Raw genomic sequence first — 22,454 nt, forward strand, 5'->3', positions numbered from 1 at the left:
CAACTAAAGATGTAACGCTCTTTTATTATTGTCTTATGTCTGTTATGATCTTGGATGGAACTGATGAATTGTCGACTTCAGGTAATCCTTATCCAAATGCGTATAAATTTCGGTGGTTAATATCGATTCGTGCCCTAACATTTCCTGAACGGCGCGTAAGTCAGCTCCACCATTTATCAGGTGTGTGGCAAACGAGTGTCGGAATGTATGCGGACTTATTTTCTTATCTAAATTAACCTTAGTGGCCAGATTTTTAATAATGGTAAAAATCATTACCCTGCTTAATTTTCTTCCTCGGCGGTTTAGGAACAGAATGTTCTCGCTGTCCTTATTCACCCGTAAATTTTTTCTGTAATGGGCCAGGTATTTATTAATCTCTTCAATTGCCCTTCCACTAACCGGTACCAAACGCTCTTTGCCGGCTTTTCCTTCAATTTTTATAAATCCCTGCTCAAAAAACAGGTTGGTCATTTTCAGGTTGACAAGCTCCGAAACACGTAATCCACAACTGTACAAGGTTTCCAACATGGCTTTGTTTCGTTGTCCTTCTGATTTTTTCAAATCGATTGCATTGATTAACGTATCTATTTCTTCCATTGATAATATATCGGGAAGTTTCCTGCCAATTTTTGGAGACTCGAGCAAAGCGGTCGGATCACTGGTGATCTTCTCTTCAATTAACAGGTATTTATAGAAAGATTTGATACCGGAGATGGTTCGTGCCTGAGTTCTAGGACTTACACCTTTATCATTTAACCATTCAACAAAACTTTTTAACTGACTCAGTATTACCTTTTCAGGATTTACCCCTTTAAAACTTTTTTCGAAAAAATTCTCAAGCTTATTAATATCATTAATATATGCAGCTATCGAGTTCTGCGATAATGATTTCTCCAACTTTAAGTAATTTTCATATCCTTTTTTACATTCCTCCCATTTCATAATATTGCAAATTAAGGTTACTTTTATGTCTGTTTATATTGTGCCACGTATGTTTATCTACCGACAAACTATTATAACAAAAAAATATTACGTTGCATTTTGAATAAAGTTACTATAAAATAAATTAAAATCGAAAAAATGAAGCTCTTGATTATCAACGGACCTAACTTAAACCTACTTGGGGTAAGGGAAAAGTCGATTTATGGAACGGAAAGTTTTAAAAGTTATTATGAACAATTGAAACAGGATTTCGCCGAAATTGACCTTACTTATTTTCAGTCGAACGTGGAGGGAGAACTCATAAATTCGTTACACGAGCATGGTTTTAGTTACGATGGAATAATCATTAATGCCGGTGCCTATACACATACCTCGGTGGCCATTCGCGATGCCATTGCAGGAATACAAACACCTGTTGTTGAGGTGCATATTTCAAACACACTTACACGCGAAGATTTCAGACATAAATCAATTATTGGCCCGGTATGTAAAGGGTGTATTATGGGATTTGGCCTTGAATCATATCGATTGGCAATACAAAGTTTCGTAAATTGACTCGTAATATATACTCTCTATTAAATTAATCAATGATTAAATTTAATTTAACCGTTAAATCGGGTTTTATTATACTTTTGCGCGCTTAAAATTTAGAAGTAATGAGACAGACCAAAATTGTTGCGACAATTTCCGATTTAAGATGTGACGTTGATTTTATTCAGTCACTTTATGATGCGGGACTTAACGTAGCCCGTATTAACACCGCCCATATTACTCCCGAAAGCGGGAAAGTTATGGTTGACAATATTCGAGCGGTTTCAGATAAAATTGCAATTCTTGTTGACACGAAAGGCCCTGAAATAAGAACATGTCAAACTCTTTCGGACACAGAAGTTAAGGAAGGAGAACTGGTAACATTGTCATACTCTACCGGAGTATTGGATGATGTGAAAAACATTTGCGTGAACTACAAAGGTTTTGTTAATGACCTGAACGTGGGAAACAAAATCCTTGTGGATGACGGCGAAACTGAATTTGAAGTAGTTGAAAAACACATTCAATATTTATTGTGTAGAGTTTGCAACTCAGGAGTTATTAAGAAACGCAAAAGTATTAACGTACCGGGCGTAGAAATTAAACTACCATCGTTAACTGAACGCGATGTAGAGTTTATTCGCTTTGCCGCAGAAAACAATCTTGATTTTATTGCGCACTCATTTGTACGCCATAAAGAAGATGTTAATGACGTTCAGAAAATTCTGGATGAACACAACAGCCCGATTAAAATTATTGCTAAAATTGAGAACATGGAGGGTGTTGACAATATCGACGAGATATTGGAATACGCTTATGGTATTATGGTAGCGCGTGGCGATTTGGGCATTGAACTTCCTGAATCAAAGATCCCATCTATTCAACGTAACCTGGTTCGTCGTGCAATATTGTTCCAGAAACCGGTTATTATTGCCACACAAATGCTGCACACCATGATTGAGCACCCAAGACCGACACGCGCCGAAGTAAGCGACGTAGCAAGTGCTATTTACATGGGAACCGATGCAATAATGTTAAGTGGCGAAACGGCTTACGGAAAATATCCTGTAGAAGCTGTTAAAGCGATGGATAAAATTGCTCAGGAGGTAGAACCTGACCGCGATCGCCGCGAGTTAGCTGTTCCGCTTAAAGCAGATATTCCAGCCTACCTGGCCCAATCAGCTATTCGTGCCGCACGCGAATTAAAACCCGATGCGATTATTACATCGACCACAACAGGAAAAACAGCTCGTTACCTTTCGTCGTACCGTCCGTTTTACCCGGTTTTTGTAAAATGTCACTCACATCGTGTAATGCGCCAACTGGCGCTTTCATTTGGTGTTCACCCGTCGTACCTGGAAACGAAAAAGAACAAAATGAAGATTCAGAAAGCCGCTGTTCAAGAGTTGGTTAACCAGGGAACAATTAACATGGACGATCTTGTGATTTATGTAGGTGGTCGTTTTGGCGAAGATGCAGGTGCATCGTTCATCGAAATATCAACTGCCGACAGGTTATTCATGAAACCAAAAGAATTAAGTTAACAACGATTTTACTTCATAAAAAAAGCCTTGCTTCTTCACTGAAACAAGGCTTTTCTTTTTGCAATAGACGGCTTATCGGAAATTGGAATACTGGAGGCTGGAGGCTGGATACTGAACACCGGATACTTGATACTTGATACTCGATGTTTGATGCTTGATACCAACTCGTAACTCGCAGCTAGCGTCTCGGAGCTTGAAGCACTTTTGCCTTTTACTTTAATCTTTTACCTTGATTCTGGATGCTGGATACTGGATACTGGTTAAAAATTCGTAACTCATAGCTAGCGGCTCGGAGCTTGAAACACTTTTGCCTTTTACTTTTTACCTGGATACTGGATACTGAATACTGGATGCTGGATTTTAGAATTGCTAAACTGATAAATTGTAAAATTGCAGTTCATAACTTTCTGAGAAGTTCTCAGTGAAACTCTGTGATTGCTCGGAGTAACTCTGTGGTAAAATCTTTTATATTTTTTGCCTTTGTACTGGATACTGGTTACATACAAACTCGTAACTCGCACCTAGCGGCTAGTAGCTTGATACCAAATGTTTGAAATTAAGTATAAAACTTCATTAAATATTCTTCATTGTAAATTCGATATTTGTCATTCAGTATTTGACCATAAAAAAAGCCTTGCTTCTTTACAAAAACAAGGCTTTTTCGTTTTGAAAAAACTGCTTATCGGAAATCGATAACTTCTACATCAGCGTGGTTAGCGGCATTAAAAACAAATTCCGAATCATCAAAACCGGTATTCGTATCCATTTCTTTTACCAGAATTCCATACAGGTTTCCATCGGTGCTATGCAAGGTTGCCGAGTGAATCATCATTTCAGCCTTATCGATAGCCACCTCAATCATCGTTACATCGTAAGTATCCGAATCAGGGAAAAGATTGATATGATAAAGCGTTTTACCACCTTCTGTCTTTTCCTCTACAAACTCAGAACGAAAACCACGCTCGTAAATACTGAATAACGACGAAGGATCCATTAACTCACTGCTTTCATCATCAATGTTCGAAATGGTTACCTGGTTACCGTCTTTCATATAATTCCAGATTGTTTCGCCATTTGAAAATACTTCAACTCCCATGTCAGGTAGCTGCACACAATATTTCTTACCTTTAACTTTTATGTTACCATTAAACTTATCGTTAACCTCTATCTCTTCATTCACAAGGGAAAAAACAAAACTGGCCGACATCGATTTTATTTCTTTGGTTTTGGCACTTACCTCATCCAGAATTTTTTTGGCCTTTGCATCACTCTGCGACCATCCTAAAGTTGCAACCATCATAAGTGCAACCATCAATACTATCCTTTTCATTCGTTTATAATTGTTTCCTTTTTTCGGTAATTCATGTAACTCGCATAATCATTATCCTGTGTGTTAAAAAGACTTGTATTTATGCTCGTTTCATCATTTTACTATTGTACTATTCCTGTGTCAGAAAATGAAAACGCTACGATCTTTTCTCCCCAATGTGTAAATCTCGGTCCCGTATCACCCTCAAAAATTAATTCTACAAACCATTCAATAACTGTTCCAAACTGTATTCATCCTGCAACAAAACCTGTCGCGCTTTACTTCCATCGCTTGGGCCAACTATACCTGCAGCTTCCAATTGATCCATTAATCGCCCCGCACGGTTATACCCAATCGAGAATTTTCGCTGGATCATCGATGTTGATCCCATTTGGTTCATCACCACTACGCGCGCCGCATCGTCAAATAACTCATCGCGGTTCCGCAGATCCACTTGTCCCGGTCCGGGTTCCTCGTCTGAAGCATACTCTGGCAACAAAAATGCCGTTGGATATCCACGTTGATCCCCAATAAATCCAACAATATTTTCTACTTCAGGTGTATCAACAAAAGCACACTGCACACGCGTCATTTCACTTCCCTGCGAAATAAGCATATCACCACGCCCGATAAGCTGGTTTGCACCCGGCGAATCAAGAATGGTACGAGAGTCAATCATCGATGCCACCTTAAACGCAATACGCGCCGGGAAATTCGCCTTGATCACACCGGTAATAATATTGGTCGACGGACGTTGTGTGGCAATAATCATGTGAATACCAACAGCCCTTGCCAGCTGCGCGATCCTTGCAATCGGCAATTCAATCTCTTTTCCGGCAGTCATAATCAGGTCGGCAAACTCATCGATAATCACCACAATGTAGGGCATAAAACGGTGTCCTTTTTCAGGATTCAGTCTGCGCGATATAAATTTCCTGTTATACTCCTTAATATTACGTGCCTGTGCTATTTTTAGCAAATCGTAACGTGCATCCATTTCCACGTTGATCGAATTCAGCGTATTTTTTACTTTCTGAATATCGGTGATCACCGGCTCTTCAGAATCGGGCAATTTTGCCAGGTAATGCTTTTCCAGTGCCGAATAAATATTCAGTTCCACTTTTTTCGGGTCGATAAAAACAAACTTAAGTTGCGACGGGTGTTTTTTGTACAACAACGAAGTGATGATCACGTTTATACCCACCGATTTACCTTGTCCGGTAGCCCCTGCAACAAGAATGTGCGGCATTTTTACCAGGTCGAACATAAAGGTCTCGTTCGAAATGGTTTTACCCAAAGCCACCGGTAATTCGGCTTTGCTTTCCTGGAACCGTTTCGAGCGAATAATAGAGTGCATAGAAACCGTTTCAGGATTTTGATTTGGCACCTCAATACCAATGGTTCCGCGCCCCGGAATTGGAGCAATAATACGAATACCCAGCGCCGCTAAACTCAAGGCAATGTCGTCTTCCAGGTTTTTAATCTTCGAGATTCGTACGCCCGGTGCCGGTACAATTTCATAAAGTGTAATTGTTGGACCGATTGTAGCCCGTATTTTTGTGATCTCGATTTTATAATGACGCAGCGTTTCAACAATTTTATTCTTGTTGGCTACCAGCTCTTCATTTTTAACTTCGGCATTACCAAATTTATGATCTTCCAGTAATTCCAGTGTCGGAAACTTAAAACTTGCCAGATCCAGTGTTGGATCATAGTCTTCCAACTCCTCCGGCAGTGGTCCATCCAACTCTTCTTCCTCCAATTTTGGCGCAACCGTTAAACTCAGGTCATCCTCTTTTTTTATCGGAATCACCTCAATGTCATCCCCTCTTTCCTCTTCCGGTTCTTCCACTTCCATTTGGTCGTCAATTTCAACCTCCGGCTCTTTCAGGGAAAGATCATCTTCATCATCCGACTCAAAAATGGCTTTCACCACATCATCGTCATCTTCAATTATTTTTGTTATCGACTCTTCTCCATCAACTTCCGGAACATCGGTAGTAACTTCATCTACATCCTCTTGCTCCGTTTCGTCAAACTCCGCCTCTTTTGCATTTCGTTTTAATAACCCTTTCAGCATGTTAAAAGCTCCGTCGAAACGAACAACGATAATCGCCAGCCCGGAAATGAATAACAGGAACACAAGCCCCACAATTCCGATCAACGAGCGAAGCCAGTTGCTGAGTACAAAACCGTAATGGCCGCCCCAATAGATGGCCGATCCGGCATCGGTTTTATTAAAAAACAAACCCAGCGCCACCGAAAACCAAATAATGCAGATAACACTGTACCAAACACTTTTCAGAAAGTTTCCTGTTTTCCGGCCTAAAATCCGCGCGCCGCTAATTGCCATTAGGTAAACTAGACCAAACGACGCGAGTCCGAATCCGCGGTTCATAATAACTTCCGACAGATAAGCACCCAGTTTCATTCCTTTATTCTGGGCGTTCACCTCAGTGTTAAAAAGGAATTCGCGCCAGCCCGAATCCATAATACTTTGATCGGCTGCACCGTAAAACAAAAACGACACAAAGGAAATAAGCAGATATGCTGCCATTAGCAAAACGAACAACCCAAAAAGAAAATACAGTTTTTCTCTATTAACCAGGGGTGTACGCTTTTTTGTGGTACGTTTATTTTTCGATTTTGCTGGCTTTTTCTTCGCTCTAAATGCCATGGAGTTATTTTTAATCCGAATTTTTATTCACAACAAGTTTCCAATATAACGATTAAGTTTCATTTCAATTTTTGAGTTCCCAAAAATCATTCAACAAAATCGACTTTAACCGCCAAACAGGAACATCATTCTTCATTAAACAGAATAATGTGGGTTAAATTGCCCGCAAATTTAACTAAAAAAACTCAGGTAGAGGTTATGCCTGCTTGCTAATTCCTGCAATCATTCCCAGAAAAAAGTGTTAACAAATTTCACTATTTTTCTTGCAATTCGTAAGAAAGTGTTTCACCTGTTTTCCGAATTAATAAATCAATCGGAAAAAGCTGTTTTAAAATAGCACAACCAACACAAAACCAAGCGCTAACACATTTCTTTTTATGCTTTGTTTTTCTATGTTTGTTAGGCGCCTGATCTTTTTTTCAGGGCACTAACTAATTCTGACAATGAAAAAACGAGCTGTTGTTGCTTTGGGCGGAAACGCCATTCTGCGCGGTAACGAAGAAGGAACCATCGTTCAGCAGGAAAAAAATGTAACCGACACACTTGAAAACCTGGTACCTCTGCTCCGCGATGGTTACGAACTGGTACTTACACATGGTAACGGGCCGCAGGTAGGGAACATTTTAATGCGTAATGCCGCCGGTGAACAATTGTATGGTATTGCACCAATGCCTCTTAATATTTGCGTAGCCGACTCGCAGGGTGGTATTGGTTTTATGATTGAGCGGATGATGCGCAATGTGCTCAACAAATACGGCATTGAAAAAAATGTAATTTCAATGGTTACTCTGGTGGAGATCGATGCCAACGATCCGGCTTTTCAAAATCCATCGAAACGAATCGGGAAAGTATACAGCAAAACGGAAGCAGACAAACTGGCCCAACAAAAAGGATGGGAATTTAAGTTTACATCAAAAAGCAAAGACGGCTACCGACGGGTTGTCCCCTCGCCCATGCCCATAGACATTTTAAATAAAGACATCATCCGGCAATTGCTCGAAAACGGCAATATTGTTATTGCTGCCGGCGGCGGAGGCATACCGGTTTATTTCGACGAGAACAACGATGTGCGCACATTGGATGCTGTAATCGATAAAGACAGAGCTTCAGGAATGCTCGCCACCAACATTGATGCCGATGAATTATATATCCTCACCGATGTACCTTTTATTTATAAAGACTTTGGCGAGGAAACGCAGCAAAAACTGGAATTTTTAAATTATTCCGACACCCTAAAACATCTCGAAAATGGTACATTTGCTGAAGGAACAATGGAGCCTAAAATTAAAGCCTGCCTTGATTTTATAAAAAATGGCGGCAGTAAAAGTATCATCACCGAAGCCACAAAACTGGCAGACAAAAGCTACGGTTCGAAAATTACAATGGAATATAAAGATGAAGAAAAGATTGATCGAGATTGAATTGAAGATTGAAAAGCGATTGTTAAATTGAAAATCTGATAAATTGTGTATTAAAACTTTTGACTTTACACTTTTTCCTTTCGCCTTGTTCTCCGTGAAACTCTGAGACTTTTCTTCTCTGTGCAACTCTGTGGTAAAAAAATAGGTGACGAATTACAATCAACAGCAACCATATAAAAAACTAAAATACAATGATCAATAATTTAAAAAACAGAAACTTCCTTAAGTTACTCGATTTTACTCCCGAAGAAATAAACCAACTGCTTGTTCTTGCAGCAAATTTAAAAAAGCAAAAATACGAAGGCACGGAGAAACCGCAGCTTTCAGGTAGAAATATTGCACTGATTTTTGAAAAAGCCTCTACCCGCACACGATGTGCATTTGAAGTGGCGGCTTACGATCAGGGAGCACGAGTTACCTATCTGGGACCTTCCGGCTCACAGATTGGCCAGAAAGAAACCATGAAAGACACTGCACGGGTGTTGGGACGAATGTACGACGGAATTGAATACCGTGGTTTTGGGCAGGATATTGTGGAAGAACTGGGCACTTATGCAGGCGTTCCGGTTTGGAACGGACTTACCAACGAATTTCATCCGACTCAAATTCTGGCCGATTTTCTGACCATGAGAGAACACAGCAACAAACCACTTTCGAAAGTAAAATTCTGCTACCTGGGCGATGCACGAAACAATATGGGTAATTCACTGATGGTAGGTGCTGCCAAACTGGGAATAGATTTCAGAGCCGCTGCCCCCATAGCCTGTCAACCTGCTGAAGAATTGCAGGCTGAGTGCCGCAAAATAGCCACACAAACCGGTGGAAAGATAATGATTACCGAAGATGTAGCTACAGCTGTAAAAGACTGCGATTTCCTGTATACCGACGTTTGGGTGTCGATGGGTGAGCCCGACGAAGTATGGCAGGAGCGTATCAAATTGTTGCTCCCCTACCAGGTAAACAAAAAGGTTATGGAACTCACCGGTAACCCCGATGTCAAATTCCTGCATTGTTTACCGGCTTTTCATAACCGCCACACAAAAGTTGGCGAGCAGATCTACCAGAAATTTGGGCTGGAAGCCATGGAAGTTACTGAAGAAGTTTTTGAAAGCAAAGCATCGCTGGTATTCGATGAAGCCGAGAACCGCATGCACACCATAAAAGCTGTTATGGTTGCCACACTGGCTTAAGCAAAACACCATAGATTTTAAAGCATTATCTTCAGTTTTTGGAGGTAGTGTTTTTTTATTTGTTAGCTTCGAGCTGCGAGCCGCGAGTTACTAGCCAGAAGCTGCGAGCAAGAAGTATCAAATCTCATTCAGTTTTAAAATATTTTACCACAGAGTTGCACAGAGAAGTCTCAGAGTTACGCAGAGAGGAAAGAATTTTTCAGCTGCAAGTAGTGAGCCTATAGCTACTAGTTCTTTTTTCAATCTAAATCAATCTTTTTTCCATTTCTCACCATCTCAGTGCTCAAAGCTCTTCTCTCCACTCCCAATTCACTCACTCACTCACTCACTCACTCACTCACTCACCAATCCAATCCAATCTTTTTTCAATCTCCACCAATCTCCACCAATCTCATAACCACAGTGCTCAGCGCTCAATCTCCTTTTCAAATTACCAATTCCCCATTCACTCACTCACAAGTCCAATCTCCATCAATCTTTTTTCAATCTTAATCAATCTCAAAATCTCAGCGCAATCTCCTTTTCAAATCAACAATCCTCACTCACTCACTCACTCACTCACTCACTCACTCACTCACTCACTCACTCACTCACTCAACAATCCAATCTCCAACAATCTTTATTTCAATCTCTAACCATCTCAGAACTCATTAATCCATCATCACTAATCCTTAATCCTTTTCTTCCTTTCATTCCTTTTCCTATTTTTGCCACGTGCAAAATCATTCAACACTTATAACAACAATTCTGACAGCAGTCTTGTTATTGCTTTCAACGCATGGGATGTCGTCCGACAAGAAAATTCCGGAACGGATTTCACTGCTGACTACGGAGACAATTTCAAACTACGCTTTCCACAACGATTCCATTCACCGCATCGATTTTCGTTATACCGATAAACAGCGAGGATTCAAACCTTTTATCGCACCAACGATTCTGATAGCCGGTGGAACGATCCTGCATTTTTCTGATTGGAAATATGACATTAACGATTGGCGCGAGGAACATTTTAACTACACGGGCAACATGGATGATTACCTGCGTTTTGCCCCAATTGCAGCCGTATATTCCTTAAACGCTTTTGGAATAAAAGGAAAAAACAATATTGGAAACCAAACCGCCATCCTGGGAAAAAGTATGGTATTGACCACTATTATTACAAAAAGCCTGAAAAGTATTTTGGATGTAGAACGCCCAACGGGCGAATCGGAATCTATGCCTTCGGGACATACAGCCATTGTTTTTGCAGCAGCTCAGTGGATGCACCGCGAATACGGTGAGCTCAATCCATGGTACAGTGTAGGTGCCTATGCCTGTGCCACCACTGTGGGAATCATGCGTATTTCCAAAGGCAGCCACTGGGCTTCCGATGTTCTGGTAGGTGCCGGAGTAGGAATGATCTCCACTGAACTTATTTATCTCACCCACCAATACAAATGGGATCGCGAACACCTGAAAAACCTAGAAATTTTTCCGTTTAAAACAGGCAGTCAAAAAGGACTGGCACTGGTGTATACGTTTTAGGAAGTGACGGGTTGCTGGATGCTGGATGCTGGATACTGGATACTGGATGCTGGATACTGGATGCTGGATACTGGATGCTGGATACTGGATGCTGGATACTACAGTAGCTTGCCTCTCTTTTGCCTTTTTACTTTATCCTTTTTGCCTTGATTCTGGATGCTTGATACAATAGCGTTGTAAAACAGATAAATTGTAAAATTGTAGTTCTTAACTTTCTATCTCATTCGTTATGAAACTCTGTGATTTCTCGGTGTAACTCTGTGGTAAAATACTTTATATTTTTGGCTTTGTACTGGATACATTCTGAATACTTGTTGCGGGATACAAACTCACAACTCTGAGCTAGCGGCTCGGAGCTTGAAACACTTTTGCCTTTTTACTTTTACCTTTTGCCTTGTTTCCTGAAACTTTTACCATCAACTCCCTTCTTTTTTTCGCAGTAATTTATATTTTTGTCACGCACAAATTCGTATTACGCAACAGACTAATGACATCTTTACAAACTCAAAAACAATGGCATGTTATTTACACCAGATCGCGGGCGGAAAAGAAGGTAGTACAAGAACTTAATCTAAATAATATTGAGTGCTTCCTTCCCCTGCAAAAAAGACTCCGCCAGTGGAAAGACCGCAAAAAATGGGTAGAAACCCCCTTGATTCCGGGCTATTGTTTTGTAAATATCACCCGTAAAGAATACGATAAAGTATTGCAGCTGACCAATGTAGTAAGCTATATCACCTTCGAACGAAAAGCAGCTATTGTAAGCCAGAGAGAGATAGAAACACTTCAAACCATGCTTCGACAGTTTGATTTTGAGGTGAACGTTACCATGGAAAACTTCGAACCCGGGAAAATAGTTGAAGTGATTGAAGGGCCAATGATTGGATTAAGCGGAGAGCTTATAGAGTGCAGGGGCAAAAATAAATTTGCGTTGCGTATCGAACAAATCAACACTTCTTTTCTGGTTGAAATTCCGGCCTCCTACCTGAGTGCCGTGCCGGAAACGGTGATCTAATACCCAAATCACATAAGCATCGTATTCTAATTGAAAATATTTCGTTACTCAAACGAAATTCGAATCTCCGTAAAGGTAAATACAAAGTTCCGGTAATATCAGCTCCGGGAAGCTAACAACATAGGTTTAATTGACAAAAGCCTGGCACAAAAGACAAAACCCCACACGGTCAGACAATTAACTAATTAACAACCAAATGCTCTTTAATTAAGCATTTTTTAACAAATAGATTTTTAATGGAGCTTTTTCAGACATTTTACAAGATATATAATAAATTGAGTAGTTTTGTTACTCACTAATTTCAACCTCTGGCTCGTACGGTACATGTAACTGAGGAGGCGAAGCAATACCTTTTTCCGTAACACACCCACAAATTTTCTAAACACACGTTTCCATTTTATTATTAAAACCCCTTACGCTAGAATCTTTAATGACCACCAAAAACGGGGTAGATATGTATCCTGTTTGGCGAAGATTTGGCAGCCGGTAAAAAATCCGTCTTTATCAGCCTTAGCAGAAGATGAACACCTTGATAGCCCTCATTGCTGGAATACCTAATTCGAAAGCTGAAATAATGATCAACCGGAAGATCCGCTACCCGGACATAAAAAAGAGGGAAAAGACCAATACCTGAAAAACTCATAAAAAACCAATATTACATGCGTCCACTAACTATTGCCGTTGATTTCGATGGCACCATTGTAGAACACCAATATCCAAAAATCGGAAATGAACTTCCTTTCGCCATCGAAACCCTGCGCGCCTTACAGGAAAAAGGGCACAAACTAATTCTATGGACCTACCGATCAGAGATAGAACTGGATGAAGCAGTTGAATTCTGCCGTGAAAAAGGCCTGGAATTTTACGCCGTAAATAAAAATTACCCGGAGGAAAAAATGAATGATAAGATCAGTCGGAAAATACTCGCCGACCTCTATATCGACGACCGAAACTTTGGCGGCATGCCCGAATGGACAGATATCTACTATAACCTACACCCCGAAGAAAGAATAGACATTGAACAATCAAAGATGAAAAGCTGGAGGAAAAAGATAGAGGTTTTGCAAAGAGGGATCAGATAAGATCGTTTCCTTTACCATTTGAGAATCATCGTCTAAACCACACTCAGACAAATTGATTTACAATCTCCGGTTTCAGCAATTCCGGAGTTTCCTCCCCCGGCAAAAAGACATAACTAAGTAAACAATACAAACTAAGAATGAATTTAAGAAAAATACATCGCCTGCTGTCTCTACTAATGGTAGCTGCTTCGCTTTCACTGTTCTCCTGCCATAGCAGCAAAGAACTGATTTATATGAAAGACGTTCAAAACAATCAGGTAATTAAATCATTGGCCGACACCATTACGGAATACATCGTCAAGCCGGGCGATATCTTATACGTAAGCATCAAATCGATGAATGCCGAGGTAAATGCACTTTTTAATCCGGAATCAAATATGGAAAGCTACTCCGGTAATTCATTTCAACGCTATACTACTCCATCCGGTGCCTACCTTTATGGCTACGAAGTTGATGAAAGCGGCAACCTCAAACTTCCCATAATGGGCGATATACCCGTAGCCGGCTACCCTAATTCAGACGTTGAAAACATTGTACAAAAATATGCCGACAAATACCTTAAAGAAGCCATTGTTAAAGTAAAACTACTGAATTACAAGGTTACTATTATAGGTGAGGTAAAAAGCCCCGGCGTATATTACAATTACAACAATAACTTTACCGTGCTTGAAGCACTGGCCATGGCAAACGGTAATACCGACTATGCCAAAATCACCAATGTAATGGTCATCCGACCACAGCCCGACGGGCAAAAAGCCATGATCCTCGACCTCGCCGCATCGGATGCCTGGCTGCAAAAAGGATTTTACCTCCACCCCAACGATTACATTTTTGTAGAACCCGATGTACATAAGAACTTCCAGCTCAACGCACAGGTTTTTTCCATGATCATTTCGTCGGCGAGTTTATTGTTAGCGGTATTTGGGCTACTGAATTAAAGGAAACTAAAAATGCAACAAAAATGGAAAAGCAAACCATCCGGCAATCAGGACATCAGATCGGGTTAATTCGTTAACCAACTGATCGCTCGTAAAACCGTGTCCCAAACAATATTTGCGGTATCATTTTCTGAGCTTGAAATGAAAAATGCAATCTGCAGAAAGCTTCAGGAGATAAGAGAAAAGTCTCCAGGCAGCTTCCGGTCCACAGCAGAGAATAAAAGCAGATCATTTTTTAATGCATCCTTGCCAATACAAGCTCATGTCCACAAAAAATACAGAAGTAATACCCGAAGAACAGGCTCACAAAAAACAAAAAAGATAATTTTCACACAATGACAGCGAACAACTTAAACCAGCAGTACAACACAATTGAGCAAAATGATGAAATCGACCTCAAACGACTGCTTTTCCTACTGCTGCGCAGATGGTACTGGCTAACTCTGGGGCTTTTCCTGGGGGCGACCGGAGCCTGGTTATTTGTTAAATACACACCTGATAAATACCAGGTAAACACCAGTTTGCTGGTTACGGATGAAAGCAAAGGTTTCGACCTGGAAAATTTGTTTATGGAAGGAATGATGGGTAGCAGCGGTAAAGCCAGTCTGCAAAACGAAGTGGAATTCCTTCGTTCCTATACCCTGAACCACCAGGCGGTGGACAACCTCAACTGGCAAACCAGCTGGCAAAAAAAGAACCTGATTATTTGGAGTGGCATTTATCTCGACGAGCCTTTTATCCTCACCAAATCCGGGGAAGCATTAAATCCGGCAGGTATCCCCATTTATATCACCCCGCTCTCGGAAACCGAATACAAGATCGAAGCTGATGGTGAAATCGACCTTGATGGTCAGCCCCAGGAAATAAAATTCGAAGAAACGGCATACTATGCTCAGCCTTTTAGGAACGAGTACTTTAGTTTTACACTTACGTCAAAAGAAGACTCCGGGGAACTGCTTGGCGAGAGCTACCGTTTTTCTTTTATTGATAAAAGCAAACTCACTACAGCCTACCAAAAAAAGGTGAATACCGACTACAGCAAGGAAAGCGAAGTGATCAAACTGTCGGTAGAAAGCACAGAACCCCTGCGGGATATTCACTACCTGAACGAACTGGTACGCGTATACCTTGAGCTCAAACTCGATCTGCAAACACAAACCCAGAAACGTTCGCTCGACTTTATCGATTCCCAGCTATCGGGTATCTCCAGCGATCTGAGTGCCGCAGAAAGCACCTTTACCGAGTTCCGTTCGAAAAACCAGATCATCGATCTCAGCAGCCAGGGAAGCCTTATAATGGAGCAGCTCAAAGAAATTGAGCAGGAAAAGTCGCAGATGCAGATGCAGCTTGATTATTTTAAAAATCTTCAGCGCTACCTCGGCAACATTCAAAGTGCCGATCAATTGGTAACACCTTCAGTGGTGGGTATTACTGATGCTACCCTCAATGCCCTGGTTCTTAAACTCAGCGAACTATACAGCCGCCGCAAAGTACTGGCTTTTAGCGCACGCGAAAATAACCCCTCGCTTATTCTGCTAAACCAGGAGATCGAACAGGTAAACCACCAGGTGCGCGAAATGCTGGTTAACCTTATAGACAACACCCAGCTATCAGTAAACACACTAAACCTCCGCTACAACCGCATCAACAAACAGTTGAACAATATGCCCGAGCAGGAGCAACAACTGATTAATATCCAGCGGCAATACGAACTTACCAACGAAATTTACACCTTCCTGTTACAACGCCGTGCCGAACTTGAAATTTCACTGGCTGCTGCTGTAGTTGATATACAGATCATCGATCCTGCTCAGTTTGAACGCCTTGTACCACTGAACAAAAGCCCGCTAATCTTACTGTTTATAGGCGCTTTTCTTGGACTGTTACTTCCGGGAGCACTTATACTTGTTTTCGACTTTTTCGACAACAGTATTCACCTGCAGGAAGATATCGAAAAGCTAACACCAATCAGTATTCTGGGTAATGTCTTTCACAGTACAGAAAAATCAGAACTGGTAGTTGTCCATCATCCACAGGCACCCATAACCGAATCGTACCGAACCATTCGCACCAATCTTCAGTTCAAATTAATAAAAGGTACACAAAAAGTTATCGGACTGCATTCGGTTCAACCTTCCGAAGGAAAATCCTTTAACGCAACCAACCTGGCCAGCATCATGGCCATGAACGATAAAAAAACCATACTTATTGGCGCGGATATGCGTAAACCCCGGTTACACAAGATCTTCAATCTTTCAAACTTAAAGGGATTAAGTAATTATTTGGTCGGCCAGTACGGCAGCAATGAGGTTATTCAACAAACAGACATCGAAAACCTGTCAGTCATCGCTTCCGGCCCTATTCCTCCCAATCCTGCCGAATTGATCGAACGTCCGGCTTTTTCAAAGCTGCTGGAAGAGTTAAAGGAACAATACGACTATATCATTATTGACAATGCTCCGGTATCACGTGTAACCGACGGATTGATCACCAGCCGGCACAGCGACCTGAACCTTTTTATATTACGCTACGGTGTAAGTAAAAAAAACCAGCTGAAATACATTAACGATATTGCTTCACAAGGCACAATGAACAACCCTGCTTTAATTATAAACGACATCAAATTAAACCGTTTAAATTATGGTTATAGTTACTCCTACCAGTATGCCTACGGGAAAGGATATGCAGTTTAAAAAATGAGCAATATTCAATAACAAATATCGAATGCAGAACAAGGCAAAACAAATCAATTCAAAGCTGATTGGATATTGGTTATTCAGGATTGGATATTCTACATTTTAAATAATAAAACTTCACCCTTTTGTCTGTCGACATTTTCCCTTAAAAAGGGAAAACAGCGCTGATGTATAGCAGAAAAGCAGATTGTAACCGGCTCCCCTGATGAGGGGAGCTTCCGTTGGTTGGCGGATGAGGGGTAAGGTATTTAAGTTTTGATTAGTTGCTTTACCCTTTTGTCTGCCAACACCTGCTAGCCGTAGGTCAGGTTTCCACTCACAAGGTAAAAAAACATTGATATAAAGTATCAAGTCTCTTAATAATCGATTACCCAATATACTCGAATACAAGTTTTTAAAAAGCGAATAGAAATAATCAATACTCAATGCAGAAAAACCAAAAACACTTCAATTCAAAGCTGATTTGATATTGGATATTTTACATCATAATTTTTTATTGTTATGTTTGCTTCCCCTAAGGCGAAGCCTTTGGAGAATGCGCTCACCGGAATTCAATAATGAAGCACCAATGTTCCGGTTATAAAAAAACACAATTTACCGGTTTACAACAACTTAAAACAAAGAACAGAACTAACACACTGTCAAATAATTAGCCAAATAAAATCATATTGCTCACTTTCCGGGCTGAATCAACAAATAACTTTTTTGTATTTTTTCCCGGGAACTATACAATAAATTAAACAAATTGAGTAGTTTTGCTACTCAACTAATATTAATTTTCTACTCATACAGCACATGTAACTGAGGAGGCGAAGCAGTGCCCGAATCAGCATATCCACCACTTCTTTCCAACTACAAAAACTTCACATAACTCACTATTAGCCAAATGATAGAATCTTTAATCACAAACAAAACCCGGCTAAAACTTTTACTCAAGTTTTTTCTGAATAAGGAGACTACCAGCTACCTCAGAAACCTTGAACAGGAGTTTGGTGAATCTTCAAATGCAATACGTCTGGAACTGAACAGGCTGGAGCAAGCTGATCTGCTGGTATCGAATTTCAACGGTAACCGAAAATATTTCCGGGCCAACGATAATCACCCGCTTTACAGTGAGATCAACAGCATTTTACAAAAAACAGTAGGTCTGGACACGGTTATCGATAAGATCCTGAAAAACGTAGGTGACCTTAACGAGGCCTATCTTGTTGGCGATCTGGCCATTGGCAAAGAATCAGGTATTATCGACCTGCTACTGGTGGGCGACGACATCGATACCCGCTTTGTGGTGGCACTGGTGTCGAAAGCCGAAAAGCTGGTCAATAAAAAAATACGCTACCTTGTTCTTTCTGACAAGGAAAAAACCGATTACCTGAAAAAACAAAATGCCTTACACATCTGGTCGAGAGTATAGAGGAGAGAAGACCGGAGACCGAAGTAAAACACTATCGATTGGAAATAGATAAGTTTTAAATCAATGAATGATGAATTTCGATTAACGATTTTTGATTAGCGATGGGACATAAAGTACGGAGAATTTCATGTCATACACACTTCTGCAATCCTGATTCGTTAATCATCATTCTAAATTCAAAATTTCATTAGCAGGGTTCTAACTTCTGACAAAAAAATCAACGAATATTTTCTTCCGACTCCCGACTTCGGGCTTCGAACTAATAAGCAAGTTATTCTACTTAACTAAAAAATATTCTAGCTTTGTTCTTCTTAAAAAACGAAAAAAATAATGAACCTTATAGATTAACGCAACACAAATATGAAACACTTACTAAAAACAATGTTCACCGTATTCTTTTGCACTGCACTGCTGATGACTGCACAGGCACAGAAGCAGACGCAGGATGTAAAGAATGTTGATGTTAAATCATTGCCACAATCTGAGATCGACAGAGCCAAAAAGGCTATGCAGGATGCCGGTTTATCACAAGAACAAGCGATACAACTGGCTCGTCAGCGGGGAGCTACCGAGCAGCAGATCATGGAAATGCGACAACGTTTAAGTGAGCAGGATACCTCGCAACAAGACATGTTCAATCTCTATGAAGAGCCGGAAATACTACCGGAGGAAAAAGAGGACTCTTATCTTTCGCAAAGGAAAGTTGAATTTAAGAAGGATCTGGAAGTCTTTGGAGCCTATTTATTTAACAACGAGAACCTGACTTTTGAACCTATTGTAAATATACAAACTCCAAAAAATTACGAAATTGGCATTGGCGATCAGCTGCTCATTCAGGTATGGGGCAACTCGCAAAACAACTATCAGCTACGGGTAAACAACAACGGACAGGTTGTTATCCCCGACCTGGGACCGGTTTATGTTGCAGGTATGTCATTTGACGAGGCTGAACAGAAAATTGTAAAAAACCTCACGGCAATTTATGCCGATATGGCGGGCGACAATCCCGGCACCTTTGCCCAGTTAGATATGGGACAATTACGCTCAATTCGTGTAAACCTGCTGGGCGAAGTAGTAACTCCGGGTACGTATACCTTACCAGTAACAGCAACTGTTTTTAATGGTTTGTACCTTTCGGGTGGTCCCAACGAAATTGGTTCGTTCCGAAATATAAAAGTCATTCGCGACAACAAAATCGAGAAAGTCATCGACATCTATAACTTACTGGTAAAGGCCGACCCAAGCGACAATATTACACTAAAAGACGGCGACATTATATTTGTTCCGCCGGTAGAAAAACAGGTGGTCGTAAACGGCGAATTTAAACGTAACGGCATTTTTGAAATAAAAGAAGGCGAAATGTTAAACGACGCGGTTAGTTTTGCCGGGGGATTTAACGCCGGTGCTTATTTAGGCAACACACAAATTGTTCGGCAATCACAAAAGGGACAACAGATTATTGATGTTCCTTACGAACAATTAAGCACCACCCCTTTGGTAAAAGGCGATACGATTCAGAATGCCCTGATAACCGACCGCTTCGAAAACAGGGTAAGTATAGAAGGTGCCGTTTATCATCCGGGAGAGTACGAGTGGACCGAAGGACTTACACTCGCACAGTTAATCGAAAAAGCCGACAAGCTACTGCCCGAAGCATTTAAAGGCAGAGGATTGATAACCCGCTACAACAGCGACCGCACTACTTCGGCCATCGCTTTTGATGTGGAAGAGATTAGCAGTGGAAAACAGAATATACTCTTGCAAGCCGATGATGAAGTACTCATCAAAACACATTTCGATTTAAAAGAACAACCTTATATAACCGTTAACGGCGAAGTGATTGAACCCGGCCCCTTTAACTGGTCGGAAAACATGACGCTGGGAGATGCCATCTTTCTGGCAGGTGGCCTTACCGAGGGCGCCGACAGTACGTTTATTGAAATTGCGCGCCGCTTAAGTTACAGCGATGCCTCTGTTCTTTCCGATACCATCGGACATGTGATCATTGCCAATATCTCTCGCGGATTACAACTGGGAAAAAACGATGCCGAAATGAAATTACGCCCCTGGGACCAGATATCGGTTCGGACGGCTCCCAATTTCCGTAAAAACGAGACCGTCTTTGTTTCTGGAGAAGTGGCCTATGCCGGAGCTTATGCCATTACCAACAAACAAATGCGTATTTCCGATTTGGTGCAAATGGCCGGCGGATATACCCCGAAAGCCTACCTTCAGGGGGCTACGCTCGAACGTTTTTCCGATGAACTGGGCTCCGAACGGGTGGCAATAAATCTTCAAAATATTCTTAGCAATACGGGGAATGACAAAGACCTCTTATTAAAAAACAGCGACCGCCTCAATATTCCGGAATTTATGCAAACCGTTAAAATTATCGGAAGTGTACAAAATCCTTTTTCCATTACCTTTGAACCAGGGCGAAATGCAAAATACTATGTCAACCGCACCGGAGGATTTCAGGCCCAGGCCAATAAGAGAAAAACCTATGTACAATACCCCAATGGCGAAACAGCTGTTACCAAAGGATTTATATTTAGACATTACCCTAAAGTTACACCGGGCAGTAAAGTAGTGGTTCCCGAAAAACCGGAAAAAGAACGTCAACAGGGACTTTGGCTGGCCATCGCCTCAACGATGTCTTCCATGGCAGTAGCGATAGCGGCTGTAGCAAGGGCATGGTAAGCTTTAAAATTGAAAGTAATAGTTTCATGATTCAATAATAGAGCAATAACAAACATAAATCAAATGACAGAAGACATAAACAATATCAATATGATTAATGATGACGAGATAGATTTAATCGCTCTGACAAAGGCCTTATGGGAAGGACGAAAATTCATATTAAAAACAGTAATCGTTTTTATGGTTCTGGGAGTAGCGACAGCTCTGTTAAGCCCAAAAGAATACACCGCCTCTACCATTGTGGTTCCCCAAATCAATGATAGTTCTATCAAATTGGGAGGTTTATCCTCTCTGGCTGCCATGGCAGGTTTTAACCTTAATGATATGACAGGAAGTACTCAACTCTCTCCAATGGTCTACCCCCAAATTCTAAATAGCGTGCCCTTTCAGCTTGAACTCATGAATACCTCCTTTCGTTTTCCCCAACAACAAGACTCGTTGAGTATCTACACCTACTACACCAAAGTAAAAAAAACCGGATTTCTTGAGGGACTGAAAAAATACACTATCGAACTACCAGGGGTAATTATTAAGGCCATTAAAGGAGATGAGGAGATATCCCAAAATACTACAACCAGCAAGTACTTCACCCTCACAGAAGAACAGGACGAAATTAGGGAAATGCTCAGTGAGAAAGTCAAACTCGAAGTTAACGATAAAGATGGTTTCCTCACCCTGTCGGCTAGTACAACTGATCCCAATCTTGCTGCTCAGATAACGCAAAAAGCACTGGAGATGTTGCAACAGTACATTACCACTTTTAAAATCGAGAAAGCGTCAGCACAATTGAATTTTATTGAAGAACGTTATAACGACAATAAAAAGGAATTTGAAAAAGCCCAGGCTGCTCTGGCTGAATTCCGCGATAAAAACAAAAATGTTACTTCTGCCTTGGCCCGTACCCAGGAAGAAAGACTGCAAAGCGATTACCAGCTGGCATTTGATGTATATTCAGGCTTAGCTCAACAATTGGAACAAGCACGTATACAAGTGAAAGAAGATACCCCCGTATTTTCGGTATTAAAACCGGTTACTGTTCCTTTGGAAGACAATACAAGTGGATTTGCGATACTCATTGTATTTGTATTTCTAGGAGTATTTTTTTGTATTGGATGGATCTTTGGAAAGGAGCTTTTAGCAACTTTTAAAAAGAAATGGAATAGTGAGGAAGATTTAGTCTAATGAAAAAATACTGACTTTGAGAAGGTTGAATCTGTTGAGTAAAATTCTATTTTAAACAATTTTTCATAATGAAATTGTCAGCTAGTGTTTTTCATAAAATATATTTATTCTTACTACCATTACTGTTGTACTCAACCTGGCATTTACAACCAATTATTATCATAGTTGTATATGTTGCCTTGTCATTTCTAACAATTTTCACAATTTCTCCAAAGGGCAATATACAAACATATCTCATATTTCTTTATTATATAATAATATCAACTATATATATTTTTAACGCAGGAAT

15 protein-coding genes are annotated in these 22,454 nt (G+C 40.7%); 12 read left to right on the forward strand and 3 right to left on the reverse strand.

What is annotated here, in order from left to right:
- Positions 1 to 42 precede the first annotated feature (42 nt).
- Positions 43 to 942 carry a site-specific tyrosine recombinase XerD gene (gene xerD, locus G4420_RS10670; protein WP_163323633.1) on the reverse strand — a complete coding sequence of 300 codons (900 nt, stop codon included), beginning with the start codon at positions 940 to 942 and terminating at the stop codon, positions 43 to 45.
- 138 nt (positions 943 to 1,080) lie between these two features.
- Here xerD and aroQ point away from each other — a divergent pair, with 138 nt between their 5' ends.
- Together aroQ and pyk are read left to right on the forward strand one after the other, a co-directional pair.
- Positions 1,081 to 1,497, forward strand: a complete 417-nt coding sequence (aroQ, locus tag G4420_RS10675; protein ID WP_163323634.1) for a type II 3-dehydroquinate dehydratase — start codon at positions 1,081 to 1,083, stop codon at positions 1,495 to 1,497.
- A 101-nt stretch (positions 1,498 to 1,598) separates the two neighbouring features.
- Entirely contained in the window at positions 1,599 to 3,017 is a 1,419-nt protein-coding gene (gene pyk, locus G4420_RS10680; protein ID WP_163323635.1) for a pyruvate kinase, read from the forward strand.
- A 679-nt stretch (positions 3,018 to 3,696) separates the two neighbouring features.
- Here the strand turns inward: pyk and G4420_RS10685 are convergent.
- Positions 3,697 to 4,347 carry a LolA family protein gene (locus G4420_RS10685; RefSeq protein WP_163323636.1) on the reverse strand — a complete coding sequence of 217 codons (651 nt, stop codon included), beginning with the start codon at positions 4,345 to 4,347 and terminating at the stop codon, positions 3,697 to 3,699.
- A gap of 196 nt (positions 4,348 to 4,543) precedes the next feature.
- Positions 4,544 to 7,003 (reverse strand): FtsK/SpoIIIE family DNA translocase, encoded by a 2,460-nt coding sequence (locus G4420_RS10690; protein WP_163323637.1) that lies wholly within the window; start codon positions 7,001 to 7,003, stop codon positions 4,544 to 4,546.
- 443 nt (positions 7,004 to 7,446) lie between these two features.
- On the opposite strand from G4420_RS10690, the gene G4420_RS10695 reads away from it, so the two are divergent.
- The 10 genes from G4420_RS10695 (at position 7,447) to G4420_RS10740 (ending at position 22,165) form a co-directional block, all read left to right on the forward strand.
- Positions 7,447 to 8,424 (forward strand): carbamate kinase, encoded by a 978-nt coding sequence (locus G4420_RS10695; RefSeq protein ID WP_163323638.1) that lies wholly within the window; start codon positions 7,447 to 7,449, stop codon positions 8,422 to 8,424.
- A gap of 191 nt (positions 8,425 to 8,615) precedes the next feature.
- On the forward strand, positions 8,616 to 9,614 hold the full coding sequence (gene argF, locus G4420_RS10700) for an ornithine carbamoyltransferase (RefSeq protein WP_163323639.1): 999 nt from the start codon (positions 8,616 to 8,618) through the stop codon (positions 9,612 to 9,614).
- Between the two features lie 783 nt (positions 9,615 to 10,397).
- Positions 10,398 to 11,138 carry a phosphatase PAP2 family protein gene (locus G4420_RS10705; RefSeq protein ID WP_163323640.1) on the forward strand — a complete coding sequence of 247 codons (741 nt, stop codon included), beginning with the start codon at positions 10,398 to 10,400 and terminating at the stop codon, positions 11,136 to 11,138.
- A gap of 487 nt (positions 11,139 to 11,625) precedes the next feature.
- Positions 11,626 to 12,153: a UpxY family transcription antiterminator gene (locus G4420_RS10710; RefSeq protein WP_163323641.1), complete on the forward strand. Its 528-nt coding sequence runs from the start codon at positions 11,626 to 11,628 to the stop codon at positions 12,151 to 12,153.
- Between the two features lie 659 nt (positions 12,154 to 12,812).
- Positions 12,813 to 13,235 (forward strand): BT0820 family HAD-type phosphatase, encoded by a 423-nt coding sequence (locus G4420_RS10715; protein ID WP_163323642.1) that lies wholly within the window; start codon positions 12,813 to 12,815, stop codon positions 13,233 to 13,235.
- A gap of 137 nt (positions 13,236 to 13,372) precedes the next feature.
- Positions 13,373 to 14,173, forward strand: a complete 801-nt coding sequence (locus G4420_RS10720) for a polysaccharide biosynthesis/export family protein (RefSeq protein WP_163323643.1) — start codon at positions 13,373 to 13,375, stop codon at positions 14,171 to 14,173.
- Between the two features lie 335 nt (positions 14,174 to 14,508).
- Positions 14,509 to 16,866, forward strand: a complete 2,358-nt coding sequence (locus G4420_RS10725) for a GumC family protein (protein ID WP_163323644.1) — start codon at positions 14,509 to 14,511, stop codon at positions 16,864 to 16,866.
- Between the two features lie 889 nt (positions 16,867 to 17,755).
- The gene (locus tag G4420_RS10730; protein ID WP_163323645.1) at positions 17,756 to 18,283 is read left to right on the forward strand and encodes an ArsR family transcriptional regulator; all 528 of its coding nucleotides are present in this window, start codon (positions 17,756 to 17,758) and stop codon (positions 18,281 to 18,283) included.
- A gap of 360 nt (positions 18,284 to 18,643) precedes the next feature.
- On the forward strand, positions 18,644 to 20,983 hold the full coding sequence (locus G4420_RS10735; protein ID WP_163323646.1) for an SLBB domain-containing protein: 2,340 nt from the start codon (positions 18,644 to 18,646) through the stop codon (positions 20,981 to 20,983).
- A 90-nt stretch (positions 20,984 to 21,073) separates the two neighbouring features.
- Positions 21,074 to 22,165, forward strand: coding sequence for a Wzz/FepE/Etk N-terminal domain-containing protein (locus tag G4420_RS10740; protein WP_163323647.1), 1,092 nt, complete (start codon positions 21,074 to 21,076; stop codon positions 22,163 to 22,165).
- Positions 22,166 to 22,454 lie beyond the last annotated feature (289 nt).

The sequence above is a fragment of the Draconibacterium mangrovi genome, from assembly GCF_010586825.1.
GTDB classification, from domain to species: domain Bacteria; phylum Bacteroidota; class Bacteroidia; order Bacteroidales; family Prolixibacteraceae; genus Draconibacterium; species Draconibacterium mangrovi.

Bases quoted from the DNA above. Each gene is read 5' to 3' on its own strand.
- G4420_RS10720 (WP_163323643.1), top strand. From the start codon at position 13,373: ATGAATTTAAGAAAAATACATCGCCTGCTGTCTCTACTAATGGTAGCT.
- G4420_RS10735 (WP_163323646.1), top strand. From the start codon at position 18,644: ATGAAACACTTACTAAAAACAATGTTCACCGTATTCTTTTGCACTGCA.
- G4420_RS10705 (WP_163323640.1), top strand. From the start codon at position 10,398: ATGTCGTCCGACAAGAAAATTCCGGAACGGATTTCACTGCTGACTACG.
- pyk (WP_163323635.1), top strand. From the start codon at position 1,599: ATGAGACAGACCAAAATTGTTGCGACAATTTCCGATTTAAGATGTGAC.
- G4420_RS10730 (WP_163323645.1), top strand. From the start codon at position 17,756: ATGATAGAATCTTTAATCACAAACAAAACCCGGCTAAAACTTTTACTC.
- G4420_RS10685 (WP_163323636.1), bottom strand. From the start codon at position 4,347: ATGAAAAGGATAGTATTGATGGTTGCACTTATGATGGTTGCAACTTTA.
- argF (WP_163323639.1), top strand. From the start codon at position 8,616: ATGATCAATAATTTAAAAAACAGAAACTTCCTTAAGTTACTCGATTTT.
- xerD (WP_163323633.1), bottom strand. From the start codon at position 942: ATGAAATGGGAGGAATGTAAAAAAGGATATGAAAATTACTTAAAGTTG.
- G4420_RS10690 (WP_163323637.1), bottom strand. From the start codon at position 7,003: ATGGCATTTAGAGCGAAGAAAAAGCCAGCAAAATCGAAAAATAAACGT.
- G4420_RS10740 (WP_163323647.1), top strand. From the start codon at position 21,074: ATGATTAATGATGACGAGATAGATTTAATCGCTCTGACAAAGGCCTTA.
- G4420_RS10725 (WP_163323644.1), top strand. From the start codon at position 14,509: ATGACAGCGAACAACTTAAACCAGCAGTACAACACAATTGAGCAAAAT.
- G4420_RS10695 (WP_163323638.1), top strand. From the start codon at position 7,447: ATGAAAAAACGAGCTGTTGTTGCTTTGGGCGGAAACGCCATTCTGCGC.
- G4420_RS10715 (WP_163323642.1), top strand. From the start codon at position 12,813: ATGCGTCCACTAACTATTGCCGTTGATTTCGATGGCACCATTGTAGAA.
- aroQ (WP_163323634.1), top strand. From the start codon at position 1,081: ATGAAGCTCTTGATTATCAACGGACCTAACTTAAACCTACTTGGGGTA.
- G4420_RS10710 (WP_163323641.1), top strand. From the start codon at position 11,626: ATGACATCTTTACAAACTCAAAAACAATGGCATGTTATTTACACCAGA.